Annotated in this window: 13 protein-coding genes; 5 read left to right on the top strand and 8 right to left on the bottom strand. The window is 59.7% G+C overall.

Annotated features, from left to right (window positions below; all coding sequences use genetic code 11):
- Nucleotides 1-6 precede the first annotated feature (6 nt).
- The gene (locus tag ACR0NJ_RS03690; RefSeq protein ID WP_480815780.1) at nt 7-1,665 is read left to right on the top strand and encodes a U32 family peptidase; all 1,659 of its coding nucleotides are present in this window, start codon (nt 7-9) and stop codon (nt 1,663-1,665) included.
- A gap of 1 nt (nt 1,666) precedes the next feature.
- Here ACR0NJ_RS03690 and ACR0NJ_RS03685 read toward each other — a convergent pair whose 3' ends face one another.
- The 3 genes from ACR0NJ_RS03685 to ACR0NJ_RS03675 all read right to left on the bottom strand — a co-directional run bounded on the left by ACR0NJ_RS03685 (nt 1,667) and on the right by ACR0NJ_RS03675 (nt 4,369).
- A complete protein-coding gene (locus ACR0NJ_RS03685) occupies nt 1,667-2,287 on the bottom strand; it encodes a cytochrome P460 family protein (RefSeq protein ID WP_480815779.1) in 621 nt (206 codons plus the stop codon).
- Between the two features lie 229 nt (nt 2,288-2,516).
- Complete coding sequence (rlmN, locus tag ACR0NJ_RS03680) at nt 2,517-3,704, bottom strand: dual-specificity RNA methyltransferase RlmN (protein ID WP_480815778.1); 1,188 nt, start codon at nt 3,702-3,704, stop codon at nt 2,517-2,519.
- A gap of 131 nt (nt 3,705-3,835) precedes the next feature.
- Nucleotides 3,836-4,369, bottom strand: a complete 534-nt coding sequence (locus ACR0NJ_RS03675; RefSeq protein WP_480815777.1) for an invasion associated locus B family protein — start codon at nt 4,367-4,369, stop codon at nt 3,836-3,838.
- 178 nt (nt 4,370-4,547) lie between these two features.
- Between ACR0NJ_RS03675 and ACR0NJ_RS03670 the strand changes: the two genes are divergently transcribed.
- Nucleotides 4,548-5,546 carry an asparaginase gene (locus tag ACR0NJ_RS03670; protein WP_480815776.1) on the top strand — a complete coding sequence of 333 codons (999 nt, stop codon included), beginning with the start codon at nt 4,548-4,550 and terminating at the stop codon, nt 5,544-5,546.
- Nucleotides 5,547-5,549: 3 nt separating this feature from the next.
- On the opposite strand, the gene ACR0NJ_RS03665 is transcribed toward ACR0NJ_RS03670, so the two are convergent.
- From ACR0NJ_RS03665 to ACR0NJ_RS03655, 3 genes are read right to left on the bottom strand one after another with little or no spacing between them, the layout of a single operon-like run.
- Nucleotides 5,550-5,870: a YciI family protein gene (locus ACR0NJ_RS03665; RefSeq protein ID WP_480815775.1), complete on the bottom strand. Its 321-nt coding sequence runs from the start codon at nt 5,868-5,870 to the stop codon at nt 5,550-5,552.
- A gap of 22 nt (nt 5,871-5,892) precedes the next feature.
- Entirely contained in the window at nt 5,893-6,321 is a 429-nt protein-coding gene (locus ACR0NJ_RS03660) for an SRPBCC family protein (RefSeq protein WP_480815774.1), read from the bottom strand.
- Complete coding sequence (locus ACR0NJ_RS03655) at nt 6,309-6,638, bottom strand: ArsR/SmtB family transcription factor (RefSeq protein WP_480815773.1); 330 nt, start codon at nt 6,636-6,638, stop codon at nt 6,309-6,311. Before ACR0NJ_RS03655 ends, ACR0NJ_RS03660 begins: the two co-directional genes overlap by 13 nt.
- Nucleotides 6,639-7,030: 392 nt before the next feature.
- On the opposite strand from ACR0NJ_RS03655, the gene ACR0NJ_RS03650 reads away from it, so the two are divergent.
- Complete coding sequence (locus ACR0NJ_RS03650; RefSeq protein WP_480815772.1) at nt 7,031-7,195, top strand: hypothetical protein; 165 nt, start codon at nt 7,031-7,033, stop codon at nt 7,193-7,195.
- A complete protein-coding gene (locus tag ACR0NJ_RS03645) occupies nt 7,176-9,503 on the top strand; it encodes a caspase family protein (RefSeq protein ID WP_480815771.1) in 2,328 nt (775 codons plus the stop codon). Before ACR0NJ_RS03650 ends, ACR0NJ_RS03645 begins: the two co-directional genes overlap by 20 nt.
- Before the next feature lie 6 nt (nt 9,504-9,509).
- Here the strand turns inward: ACR0NJ_RS03645 and serB are convergent, their stop codons facing one another.
- On the bottom strand, nt 9,510-10,385 hold the full coding sequence (gene serB, locus ACR0NJ_RS03640; protein WP_480815770.1) for a phosphoserine phosphatase SerB: 876 nt from the start codon (nt 10,383-10,385) through the stop codon (nt 9,510-9,512).
- A gap of 157 nt (nt 10,386-10,542) precedes the next feature.
- Between serB and ACR0NJ_RS03635 the strand changes: the two genes are divergently transcribed.
- Nucleotides 10,543-12,060, top strand: coding sequence for a malonate--CoA ligase (locus ACR0NJ_RS03635; RefSeq protein WP_480815769.1), 1,518 nt, complete (start codon nt 10,543-10,545; stop codon nt 12,058-12,060).
- Between the two features lie 83 nt (nt 12,061-12,143).
- Here the strand turns inward: ACR0NJ_RS03635 and serA are convergent, their stop codons facing one another.
- Nucleotides 12,144-13,739 carry a phosphoglycerate dehydrogenase gene (gene serA, locus ACR0NJ_RS03630; RefSeq protein ID WP_480815768.1) on the bottom strand — a complete coding sequence of 532 codons (1,596 nt, stop codon included), beginning with the start codon at nt 13,737-13,739 and terminating at the stop codon, nt 12,144-12,146.
- Between the last annotated feature and the right edge of the window lie 39 nt (nt 13,740-13,778).

The raw sequence follows: 13,778 nt of genomic DNA, 5'->3' as shown, positions 1-13,778 counted from the left end.
AGTCCCATGACCCAGTCCCGATCCGAATTGCTGATGCCTGCGGGCAATCTGCGCAAGCTGAAACTCGCCATCCTCTATGGGGCCGACGCCGTGTATCTGGGCACGCCCGATATGTCGCTGCGCACGAAATCCGAGTTCTCGCTGGAAGAGGTGATCGAAGGGGTCGAATTCTGCCACAGCCATGGCCGGCGCGCCTATCTGACGCTGAACCTGTTCTCGCACAACAAGGATATCCCGAAGCTGGACGAATACATTGATACCGTCCGCAAGGTGAAACCCGACGGCCTGATCATCGCCGACCCCGGTGTGTTCCAATATGTCCGCGAACGCGCACCGGAACTGCCGCTGCATATATCGACGCAGGCCAATATCTGTTCGTGGCTATCGGTGAAATTCTGGCAGGATCAGGGGGCCGAGCTGGTGGTTCTAGCCCGTGAGGTGTCCTATCCCGAACTGGTCGAGATCCGCGAAAAATGCCCCGACATCAAGCTTGAGGCTTTCGTACACGGGGCCATGTGCATGACCTATTCGGGCCGCTGCCTGCTGTCGAATTTCATGGCCGAGCGTGGCGCCAATCAGGGCAACTGCGCCAATTCCTGCCGCTGGAACTATGGGCTAAAGCTGCGCCTCAAGGACGGAACCCATCAGGAGCTGCGCATCACAGACGAAAACGCCGATCTGTTCGAGTTTCTGCTGGAAGAGGGCTGCCGCCCCGGTGATCTGATGCCCATCGAAGAGGATGATCGCGGCTCGTATATCCTCAACTCCCGCGATCTGTGCATCATGCCCAAGCTTGATGAGTACCTGAAGATCGGCGTCGATAGCCTCAAAGTCGAAGGGCGCGGGAAGTCGGAATATTACGCCGCCATCGTCGCCCGGGCCTACCGGATGGCCATCGACGATTATCATACGGACCCCGAGAACTGGGACCCCAAGCCTTACATGCGGGAACTCGAAACCGTCGGGAACCGCGGCTATACGCTGGCTTTCCACGAAGGGCGGCTGACCAATTATGCCCATGATTACGAACACACCGCGGCCATCGCGCAGTGGGAATATGCCGGGATCGTCACCGAGGTGACTAAGGACGCCTTTCTGGTCGAGGTGAAGAACAAGCTGGAACCGGGTGATGTGCTGGATTTCGTCTCGCCCATCTCGCGTGAGACGGTTCTGCTGCGGGTCTACGATTTCGAACGGGCCCATGACAGCGCACGGCTAGAGGTGGTGCATGGCAGCACAAAAACCGTGATCCGTCTGCCCTTCACCCTGTTCGATCACGAGGACCCGGACGATCTGCGCGCCCGCTTCCCGGTCTATTCGGTGCTGCGCAAGGAGCGCGCGCTGACCGACGAACACTGGAGCCGCATCCGCTTTGACAAGCTGGTGCAGGGGCTTGAAACCTCGGGCCGTGACAATCCCAAAGCCTATGCCCGCCGCCGCGACGCGCTGGTGGAAAAGATCGGCGAGGACGGCAACAAACGTCGCTTCAAGACCAATCGCATCGGCACCGAGGGGTGCTGCGGCAAGGGTTGCAACGGCTGTCTGATCTTCTGGCAGGACGACAAATACGCCCTCGCGCGCGAGGCGCTTTCGAAACGCAAACAGGGCGAACAGCTTAGCCGCAGCGAGGCGACGGCTTTGAAACTGCCGGACGCTGCAGTCTAAATTACTCTGTGACCGCAAATTCTTCGGGAACGAAGAAAGTATAGTCCCGGTCCGCGACCGCTTCGTGGCACACGTGGCAATAGGCCACCGCCCCGGACCGCGCGCCCATCGTGTCGCCGAACAGGGACCCGTCCGGCAGCACCATGATGTAACGCCAGTCTGCCGTTTCGGGGCTGGCCCCGTCCGCAAGTTTCTCCATGATGAACATCGCACCGGGATGGACACGTCCTTCGTCCGTGACCGTCATGCTGTCCTTGGCCAGAACCGACCCTTTGGGCAGTTCCTCACCCGGCTGCAGCGTGCCGTAGTTATGCGCCATCCGGTTGGCATAGCTGTTCACGAACCGCTGCCCGTGTGTGGCCGAGATATAGGGCGCATCGTTGAACAGCGGCCAGTTCTGATAGTTCCGGATCAGGTCCAACTGCGCCGCCGCGTACCCCCGCGCCATGCGCCGCGCGAGCGAGCGGTAATGTGCCCGTGCTTCCTCCTTGGTCAGGTCTGCAGGATTTTCGATAGCGAGATGTGCGTCCTGCTCTTGCGCCGCTGACCCTGCGGCCAGTAGGGAAAGGCAGATCAAAGCCGCCGCTGCAGATTTGAGACTCTGCCGAATGTCATTAATCATAATATTGGCCCACCTAAAAACAGTTTGCCTTCACGCCGCTTACCGAGCCGAATACATGGTAGCGGTCAGGAAAAATCATTCCATATGCCGACCCGAAGCCTCACCCGTTTGTGCACAAAGGTGAGCCCCCCAAAAAACCGGGTCCGGCCTGTCGCAAACATACTAAATTGTGCATACAAAAAAAAGCGGCATAAACATTAAGTTTACAGCCGTAGCAGGTTTGAACCGGCTATGGGTTTAGACCGGCCTCGGATTCGATCTGTTTGCGCGATTTCCGGGCACGTTCCGTGGCCGATTTCAACTGACCGCAGGCGGCCATGATATCCTCGCCCCGCGTCTTGCGGATGGGTGAGGCATAGCCCGCCTGATAGATGATATTGGCAAACGCCCGGATGCGGTTGTTCGAACTGCGCTTATAGGGCGCGCCGGGCCATTCGTTGAACGGGATCAGGTTGATCTTGGCTGGAATATTGTGGCGCTTGATATGGGCGATCAGACGGTGCGCATCCTCGTCGCTGTCATTCACGCCGTCCAGCATCACATATTCGAACGTGATCCGTTCCGAGTTCGAGGCATTGGGATAACTTGCCAGCGCCCCCAGCAGTTCCTCGATATTCCAGCGCTTATTGATCGGAACCAGCACATCGCGGGTTTCGTCGGTCGTCGCATGGAACGAGATCGCCAGCAGGCAGCCGATTTCTTCCGCCGTGCGCGCAATCTCAGGCACCACGCCAGATGTCGACAGGGTAATCCGTCGACGGGACAAGGAAATCCCCTCAGGGTCCATCGCGATCTTCATCGCGTCACGCACGTTTTCGAAATTATAAAGCGGCTCCCCCATGCCCATCAGAACGATGTTCGACAGCAGGCGCGTTTCATCCTTGGGCGCGCCTGGGGTGGGCCATTCCTCAAGATCGTCTCGGGCCATCATCACCTGCCCGACGATTTCCGCCGCCGTCAGGTTACGTACCAGTTTCTGGGTGCCTGTATGGCAGAACGAACAGGTCAGCGTGCAGCCCACTTGCGATGAGATACACAGCGTGCCGCGATCTTCTTCGGGGATATAGACGACCTCGACCTCATGCCCACCCGCGATGCGGCACAGGTATTTGCGGGTGCCGTCCTCAGAGACCTGGCGCGTCACAACCTCGGGGATTTCGATGACAAAGCTTTCAGCCAGTTGCGCACGATAGGCCTTGGCCAGATTGGTCATCTGCGCAAAATCGCGCACGCCCCACTGGTAAATCCACTGCCAGATCTGCCCGGTGCGCATCTTGGCCTGTTTCTCGGGCGTACCATGCTCAATCAACGCCGCGCGCAACTGATCACGGGTCAAACCGACAAGGTTGATCTTCCCCTCGGACAGTTTGCGGGGGAGGGTCAGGACATCTTGCGTGATCGGCGCTTTGGGCGACATAGGGCTATCTCAACGGATTCTGGCTTGGGATGCGCCTCTATATAGGAACATCCGTAAAGATCAAAAGGAATCGTGCGTCACATAGAAAAAGCCCCGCCAACCGACGGGGCCACTTGCGGTCTGCAGCGCGCTTAGTTGGTACAGCGCGTTTCCGCATCCTCAATGGCTGCGGTGAACCCCAGCAGCGAGAATGTGTCTTTGGTCTGCGTACCACGTTCGGATCGCGCGGTCAAAACCGCCTCGGTCCCACGTTTCATGGCGGTGACGATCTTGGCATCGTCTGCAGCGGTTGCGGGCCACGCCCACTCGCCTTCGGTGAACAGTTCGAACTCACTGCCGTCAACGGTCAGGTTCACGGTGGACCCGGGCGCAAAGGGATAACCGCCGGTAAAAGTCACCTGACCTTTGACCTCGGCATTGGGGCGGTAGAACACGAACAGCAAGATATCGCTGCGCCGGACCGAGACCACGCGACCGCCGCGGGTGTTCACGGTTTCCTTGGGGGCTGAAACGCTCCAGCATTCGGTGGGATCATCTTCGACAAAAACGCTCCAATCCGTCTTTGCCGCCACACGGTTGGTGCTTGTCGCCTGTTGAGCGAGCGCAGTTGTGGCCATCCCTGCCATACAAAAGCCCGCGATCACGCGAACGAGCTTTGATCCCATCTGTCCAGCCTCCTAGCTCGACCTATACCTCATACCCATCGAAACGCCCCGCGAACCCTGCCGGTTCGTCTATAACATTGCGCATTCCGATGATTGCCGACATACACACACTAACGCAGGTTTCGCCACAGGCGAAAGGGCGATTGGCAGAATTTTGCGCATAAATCCGGAGGTCCAGATGACGCAGCCCGTAGCAATGACAGAACTGTGGCGCGGACCTTTGCTGGAAAGCCTGCATCTGGGTCATGCGGTGATCTGCGACGACACCGGCCAGATCGTGCGCAGCTGGGGCGACCCGAATGCAGTGATCTATCCAAGGTCCTCGGCCAAGATGATTCAGGGGCTGCCGCTGATCACCTCGGGCGCGGCAGCGAAATACGGGCTGAACAGCGAGCATCTGGCGCTGGCCTGCGCCTCGCATAACGGGGCGCATATCCACACCGACCGCGTGTCTGCCTGGCTGGATCACCTTGGACTGGGCGAACCCGATCTGCGCTGCGGCCCGCAGGAACCACAGGATATGGCCGCGCGGGATGGGTTGATTCTGGCCGATGACACGCCCTGTCAGCTTCATAACAACTGTTCGGGCAAACATTGCGGGTTCCTGACCGTCGCGCAGCATATGGGCGCGGGGCCGGAATATCTTGAGATCGACCACCCGGTCCAACAGGCCTGCCTGTCCGCCATCGAAGAAACCACCGGCGAGACCAGTCCCGCCTATGGGATCGACGGCTGCTCAGCCCCGAATTTCGCGACCTCTCTGGTTGGGCTGGCGCGGTCGATGGCGTGGTTTGCCTCGGCCGCCGACCGGTCGGACCGGGCCAGCGATGCGGCGCAGCAACTGACGGCGGCGATGATCAAACACCCGGAACTGGTCGCAGGCGAAACCCGCGCCTGCACCGAGTTGATGCGCGCCATGCAAGGCCGTGCCGCGATCAAGACCGGGGCCGAAGCGGTTTTTGTCGCCATCCTGCCTGAAAAACGCCTGGGCATTGCTCTGAAAATAACCGATGGCACCACCCGCGCCAGCGAATGCGCCATTGCTGCCATTCTGGTCAGCCTCGGCGTGCTCAAGGCCGATCACCCGGCCACCAAAAAATTCATGAACGCCACGCAATACAGCCGTCGCGGGCTGGAATGCGGCGTGATCAAGCCGGCGCCGGGGTTCCCCGGTTAAGGATCACATCTCGATCTCATGCACCTCGGCCACTTCGACCGAGCCGGACCCGTTCAGAACCATCGGACAGCCCTTGGCCATCTCGGTCGCGGCCTCGATGCTTTCGGCCTTGATCACCGTAAAGCCCGAAGCCGGGTTCGCGCCGCCATTGTCGACGACTCCGGTGCTGCTGACCGTATAGGACTGGCCCACCGGATTGCCGGGAATGTCGAGCGCATCGCCCATACCGCCAAACCATGCACCCCAGGCGGCCATGGTGGCTTCAACTTCGGCGGGGTCGGTTGGGGTGTGGCCGCCGTGATACACAAACAAATATTGGGGCATTTCAGTCCTCCTTGTTGAAAATCTATTTTGCCGCAACCTCCAGCTTGCGCAGAGAAGAGGTCCAGCCCTGATTGTGGTTCGCCGCGGCCTCGGCATCGGCCAGATCGCGGTGATCCAGCACGAGCCGCGACCCCGTGCCCGAGGGCGTGACCGTAAAGACTACATGGCTTTCCGCGCCGCGCTGGTCCTGATCGTCATGCCAGGCCCAGGTGAAGCCAACTGAATTGGGCGGATCGATATGGGTGACATGGCCCGAGACCTTGAACCGCTGGCCTTCGCCGTTTTCCATCACCGAATACCACGGGCCAAGGCGCGAGAAATCCAGATCATGCTCGGGCACATGCACGCCCTCGGGACCCCACCATTGCAACAGCTTGGCCCCGTCGCTGACCCATGCAAACAGAGTTTCGGGGGGGACGGGAAACTCCCGCTCCAGCTTTAGGTCGGCCATGAGTTTTCCCTTTCCAGTATATCCCCCAGACGATCAAGGCTGCTGTCCCAGAACTGCCGTTTCGAAATCGTCCATTCGGCAATCGCGCGCAGACCGTCGGGTTGAATTGAATACATCCGCTGCGCGCCCTGCACCCGCTGCCGGACCAGCCCTGCATTGCGCAGGATTTTCAGATGACGCGAAATGGCCGCGCCCGACATGCCTTTGCCTTCGATCAGGTCGCCAGCGGGCAGTTCGCCCTGTTCCATCAGCTGTTCGACAATCGAGAACCGCGTGGCATCCGAGAGCGCCGAAAATGTGTTCAATAAATCCGCCATGCTCAATATTTAACATCTACGTTAAATGATGGAAAGCCCGTTTTTTCCACGCCGTCACAGCGCCTAAGGGATTTAGTTCACTGACAGGAGCCAGAAATTCAAACTTTGATGGACAAGCGTCACGGACGCACAGTAGGATCATATGTGCATGTTTAATTGTATTAGTTTAGTGTTGAGGAGGCTTGAGATGCGTTGTGCGACCATTTCATTATTTGTTTTATGTACCGTTACTGTTGCCGGTTGCACGTCGCCCTGGTCACAGACAGAAACCGCTGAACCTGCGGCAGAGGTTCCGCAGCAGGCGGCTGCAACCACGTCATCGACAACGTCTGCAAGCTCAGGCAGTTCCACAACGTCCAGTTCTTCATCTTCCAATACAACGCAAAGCGGCGGTGAAGCCGATCGCGGCGAAGGCGGCGGTGGCGGCTCGGACGGCGGCGGAGGTTCTGGCGGTGGCGGAGGCGGTTCCGGCGGCGGCGGTGGTGGCTCCGGCGGTGGCGGCGGCGATAGCTGGGGTTGATCTGAAAGGGTCAAAACATGTCACGTCTCGGGCGTAAATCCAGACACGGCCATCTGCGCACAAGGTTTGCCGCAGTTCTTCTGAGCGCAGGCGTTTTCACCGCGCAGATGGCGGTCGCAAACAGCGACACATCCTTCCCTGCCAACCGGATCGCCATCGTCATCGGCAATCAGGACTACGCAAATGTCGGCGACCTGACCAACGCCCGCAAAGACGCCGAAGACATCGCCGAGATGTTGCGTGGCTTCAACTTCCGGGTTTTCGATGGCTATGACCTTGGCAAACGTGAGTTTGAGGAGTTGATCAGAACTGCCGTTCTGAACATCCCCGACTCGGCGGATGTGCTGTTTTATTATGCGGGCCACGGCATTCAGATCGGGCGGCGAAACTATCTGCTGCCCGTGGATGCCAAATTTGAAAGCGTCTATGATGTCCCGCTGGCGACCATGACGCTGGACCGTGTGATCGACACCTTGTCGGCACGCAGTTCGGCCCATGTCGCTATTCTGGACTCCTGCCGCGACAACCCCTTTCAGGACCTCAGGCTGGCCGCCGATCTGGATGCCAACCTGTTCGAAACCCGCGAAGGGTTCGACGTATTCAAGACACCCTTGAACTCTCTTGTGGCCTATTCGACCTCACCCGGTGCGGTGGCCAGCGATGGCGAGACGGGCCAGAACAGCCCCTATACGGCGGCGGTTCTGGAGACGGCTCAATCCTCGCCTTTCGAAAACATTCAACAACTGTTCCCGGTGATCCGGGAACGGGTCCACAGCTCGACCCAGGGACAGCAAATTCCCTGGGAAAGCTCGACCCTGGTGCGTCCGTTCTATCTGGCGCAACAACAGGTCGAGGTTGAGGACGGCCAGGTGCAGGAAGGCGCGCCGCAATCGCTCAACCTCAGCTATCAGTTCGACAAGTCCATCCCCCTGTCCCAGAGCCTGGAGCAAACGCTCGGAGGCGACATCCGGGGCCTGCGGCTGGTAGAAAACCCCGAACGGGGGGTCGTCAGCGTCCGCGATCAATCGACAAGCGACGGCCTGACATACTCGCCGGAAATCACCGACGCGCGAGCCGCTGAATTGGGTGATCTGCAATTCACCGACACCTTCTCGGTCGAGGTGATAACGGCGGATCAGAAAAAACAGAATGTTGAGGTTTCGCTCAATCTTCAGATGAATGCCTGCGATCTGGAGGCCGGGGATGCGCTGGACCTGAACGGTGTCGGTGTGTTTCGCCTGCCCAATGAATTGAACGTCTCCAAAGGTTTGGCGGCCTGTACGAAAGCCGTCGAAGACGATCCCGACAACCCTCGGTTTTTGTACCAGCTGGGTCGCCTGCAACAGGCGGCGGGCAACATAGCCGGGGCGTATGACAGCATCTCAAAAGCCGTGGACGGCGGTCATATCCGGGCAAAATACGCGCTGGCAACGCTGCTGCAGACCGACCGCATCGACCGCGCCGTTACCAAAACGCCGCGCGATCTGGACAAGGCGCGTGCCCTTTTGGAAGAGGCCGCGTCGGAAAAAGACCCGTTTGCCATGCACGGCCTTGGCAAACAATTGCTGCGCGAAGGCGAGACCGCCGAGGATAAAAAGCGCGGCTTTGAATTATTGGAACGCTCGGTGGAATTGGGCCACACCTATTCGATGAACGAATTGGGCCTGTATTTCCTGCGCGAAAACTCGGACCACTACATCCCCGAACGCGGCATGCGCTATCTGCGCGCCTCGGAACTGCGCAAGGATATCTATGGCTATGACAACCTGGCCTATGTGTCCCTGCTGGGTCTTGGCGGCAACCCCGTCAATCTCGACAAGGCCGAGGCGTATTTTCTGGCCGCCTCGAACGGCGGCCATCCGACGGCCCCGGCCAGTATCGCCCGCATGATCCTGAACGACCAGTTGCAGGGCCGCACCCGGACCGAAGCGCTGGAGTGGTACGATATCTCTCTGGCGCGCGGCGATGCCTGGGGCGGCGCGAACGGGGCCTATATCATTCTGGACGGGCAGGTGCCCCAGCGCGGTGCGGCGGATGCGGCGGTGCGCGCAGCCAAAGCGGCGCTGCTGCCAAATGAAGAACCCGCCGGTCAGGCAAGAGCCCAATTGGACAATATCTCGCGCTCCGATCTGGACCGGGCGTTGCAACTGGCACTGAATGAACTGGGTGAAAGCGTGACTGTCGATGGTCAGGTCGGGCCGGCCACGCTGAGCGCGCTGGAGAATATCAGCGCCAAATTCGGGGTCCCGGTTCCTTATGCGGCGGCGAACGATCCCAAGGAACGTTTGCTATTGGCTGCCCGCGTTTACTGGGCGCAGAATCCGGTGCGGTTCGATCTGTTCTGAGGGCGCTCAGCCCAGAAACTCGGCCTTTGAGTAACCTTGCAGGTACAGCAGCGCTGTCAAATCCCCGTGGTTGATCCGCACATCACATTGCGCCGCGACTGAGGGTTTGGCATGTAGCGCAACACCGGTTCCGGCGCGGCCCAGCATGCCCAGATCATTTGCCCCATCGCCAACTGCAATCACATCCGCCTCGGACAGGCCCAGATTTTTGGTGATACGCTCCAGAGACTCGACTTTGGCCTCGCGCCCAAGAATGGGCCGCTGCACGTCGCCGGTCAGCAGCCCGTCTTCCACCAATAACGTGTTGGCCCGGTTTTCATCGAACCCCAAAAGCGCGGCAACGCGCGCAGTGAAGGCGGTGAACCCGCCTGAAACCAGCGCAGCGTAGCCTCCGTTTGCGCGCATGGCGGCAACCAGTTCGCGCCCGCCGGGCATCAGAGTGATCCGTGTGTTCAGCACCTGATCAATCACCGCTTCGTCCAGACCTTTCAGCAGCCCGACCCGTTCGATCAGCGCGCCTTCGAAATCCAGCTCGCCATTCATAGCCCGCGCAGTGATGTCCTTGACCCGATCGCCAACGCCTGCTTCATCCGCCAGTTCGTCGATGCATTCCTGCTGGATCATGGTGCTGTCCATATCCGCCAGCAGCATCTTTTTCCGCCGCCCTTGGGCAGGCTGCACCACCAGATCGACGCCCATCCGCTGCAGGTCCGCCCAAACATCCCAGCGGTTGTCCGGCAGGCCCGGCAAAGCAAACTCAGCCGCCTCATCCGGGTTCAGCCAGACGATATCCTGCCCGCCCCACGCGTTCCGCAACGACTCGATCAGGGCACCGTCCAGCGAAGGCGCGGCGGGGTTGGTCAGCAAAGTGGCAACGTACATGTCAAGTCTCCGGCAAGTTGACTTGCGCATATCGCAGGTGCAGCATTTTCGCCAGTGCCGGTTTGCCTATGCGGCCTTGAAATTGTGCCATCCGGGGGCTTTACCCCCCTGCGTTTCCAAGCCAGATTCAAGGCGATTGAGCGCAAGGAGGAACAGGATGAGCAACCCGCTGTATGATCGTTTGTTTGGCATCCACGCGGGTAAGGACACCCCGTTCCTGTATTTGCCAGACGGCCAGATCCTGACCCATTCCGATTTTCTGGACATGGCCGCCCGCATCGCCAACGCCCTGACCGGGCTGGAACTGGAACCGGGCCACCGGGTTGCCGTTCAGGTCGAAAAATCCCCCGAGATGCTGGCGCTTTATGCCGCCTGCGCGCAGACCGGACTTATCTTTCTGCCGCTGAACACTGCCTACAAGACGGCGGAACTGACCTATTTCATCGAAAACAGCGGCGCGGCGCTGGTTGTATGCGATGCGGCCAGCGAGGCCGGTCTGGCACCCATCGCGCAGGCCCAGAACGCGCGGCTCGAGACGTTGAACGCCGATGGTTCAGGCAGCCTGATGCGCCGGGCCTTTGGCATGCTGCCAGCCTTCGAGCCGGTCAGACGAGCCGAGGATGATTTGGCCGCGTTCCTCTATACCTCGGGCACCACCGGGCGATCCAAGGGCGCGATGCTGACGCAGGACAACCTGCTGTCCAATGCGGAAACGCTGGTGCGCGAATGGCACTTCACAAGCGACGACGTTCTGCTGCACGCCTTGCCGATCTTTCACACTCACGGGCTGTTTGTGGCGACCAACGTGATCCTCGCCTCGGGCGGGTCGATGATCTTCCTGCCGAAATTCGACCTCGACGCGATCCTGCGCCTGATGCCGCAGGCAACCTCGATGATGGGGGTTCCCACCTTCTACACCCGCCTGCTGGGAGATGAGCGGTTCACCACCGACCTTGCGCGTCATATGCGGCTGTTCATCTCGGGCTCGGCCCCGTTGTTGGCGGAAACCCATGAGCAGTTCGAGGCGCGGACAGGTCATCGCATCCTGGAACGCTACGGGATGACCGAAACCAACATGAACACCTCGAACCCCTATGACGGGGACCGGCGCGCGGGTACGGTTGGCCTGCCCCTGCCCGATGTCGAGTTGAAAGTGACCGACCCCGACAGCGGTGAGCCCCTGCCCCAAGGCGAGATCGGCATGATTGAGGTGCGCGGCCCCAACGTGTTCAGCGGCTACTGGCAGATGCCCGAGAAAACCGCCGCCGAGCTGCGCGAAGACGGGTTCTTCATCACCGGCGATCTGGGCCGCGTGGATCAGGACGGCTATGTTCATATCGTGGGTCGGGGCAAGGACCTGATCATCTCGGGCGGGTTCAACATTTATCCGAAAGAAATCGAACTGCTGCTGGACGACCAGCCCGGCGTTCTGGAAAGCGCCGTAATCGGCGTGCCCCATCCCGATTTCGGAGAGGCCGTTCTGGGTATCATCGTGCCACAACCCGGCCAGACCCCCGATCTTGAGGCCATCATGGCCTCGGTTCAAAATGACCTCGCCCGGTTCAAGCATCCCCGCAAGCTGATCGTCTTGGACGAATTGCCCCGCAACACGATGGGCAAGGTGCAGAAAAACGCCCTGCGCGACGCGTACAAGGACAGTTTCATAACAGGCTGAAGGTTTGACCTGATCAGCCGCTACAAATGAAAAACCCGGGCCAAACTCGGCCCGGGTCCAAATGTCAGCAACATGTGCGACCCTCAGGCCACATCAAACTCCAGCGGCTTGATCTGGGTAAACAAACCGGTTTCCGCCAACTTGGCCCGCGCCTCGGCGGGAACGGGTTCATCGACATAGAGCAAGGCAATCGCCTCGCCGCCTGCTCCGGCGCGGCCAAGGGTAAAGTTGGCGATGTTTACGCCATTCTCGCCCATGGTCTGCCCCAGCGCCCCGATGATGCCCGGCACATCCTCGTTGGTGGTATAGAGCATGTGGCGACCGATCTCGGCATCGATATTGATGCCTTTGATCTGGATAAAACGTGGCTTGCCATCACTGAACACCGTGCCGCCGATAGACCGCTCACGCTTGTCGGTGACAACGGTGACCTTGATGTAGCCCTCAAAAGCGCCCGACTTGTCCTGATTGGTGGTCGACAGCTGAATGCCGCGCTCTTTGGCGACAACGGGGGCCGAGACCATGTTCACCTCGGGATTGAACTTTTTCATGATCCCGGCGATCACCGAACAGTTCAGCGCTGCCAGATTCATCTCAGCCGCCACCCCATCATAGAGGATGTTGATCGCCTTGACCGGCTCATCCGTCATCTGGCCGATAAAGCTGCCCAGATGGCCAGCAAGCTTGATCCACGGGCCCATGACCTTGGCCTCTTCCGCCGTGACGCTGGGCATGTTCAGCGCGTTTTCCACGGCACCGGTCAGCAGATAGTTCGAGATCTGTTCGGCCACCTGCAGCGCCACGTTTTCCTGCGCTTCGGTCGTTGCAGCACCTAAGTGAGGCGTGCAGACCACGTTGGGCAGGTTGAACAGCGGGTTCTCATTGGCTGGTTCTACGCTGAACACATCAAAGGCCGCACCGGCCACGTGACCCGATTGCAGCATTTCGGCCAGCGCCTCTTCATCTACCAAACCGCCTCGGGCGCAATTGACGATGCGCACGCCTTTCTTGGTCTTGGCCAAATTCTCGCGGCTCAGAACGTTGCGGGTCTGATCGGTCAGTGGCACGTGCAGGGTGATGAAATCGGCGCGGGCCAGCAATTCGTCCAACTCAACCTTTTCCACGCCCATTTGTGCGGCTTTCTCCTCGCCAAGATAGGGATCGTAGGCGACGACCTTCATCTTCAGCCCCAGAGCACGTTCGCAGACGATGCCACCGATATTGCCCGCCCCGATGACGCCGAGGGTCTTGTTGGTCAGTTCAATCCCCATGAACTTGGATTTTTCCCATTTGCCTGCCTGGGTCGAGGCGCTGGCCTCGGGGATTTGCCGCGCCACGGCGAACATCATCGCGATAGCGTGCTCAGCCGTGGTGATCATGTTGCCATAGGGCGTGTTCATCACGATCACACCCTTCTTGCTGGCCGCATCCTTGTCGATATTGTCCGTTCCGATCCCGGCGCGACCGATGACCTTCAGCTTGTCGGCTTTCTCCAGAATGGTCGGCGTCACCTTGGTGGCCGAGCGGATGGCAAGGCCGTCATACTGGCCGATCACCTCAGCCAGTTTGTCTTTGTCCTTGCCCAGATCGGGCATGAAATCCACATCGATGCCGCGGTCGCGGAAAATCTGCACGGCGGTTTCGCTGAGCTTGTCAGATACGAGTACTTTGGGGGCCATATTCTCTGGTCCTTGAACTTTTGGGAAGATGTCCGGGCC

This window comes from Ruegeria sp. F11, from assembly GCF_056533855.1.
Note: the sequence above shows the minus strand (reverse complement) of the source record. Positions and strands in the feature narration are given on the sequence as shown.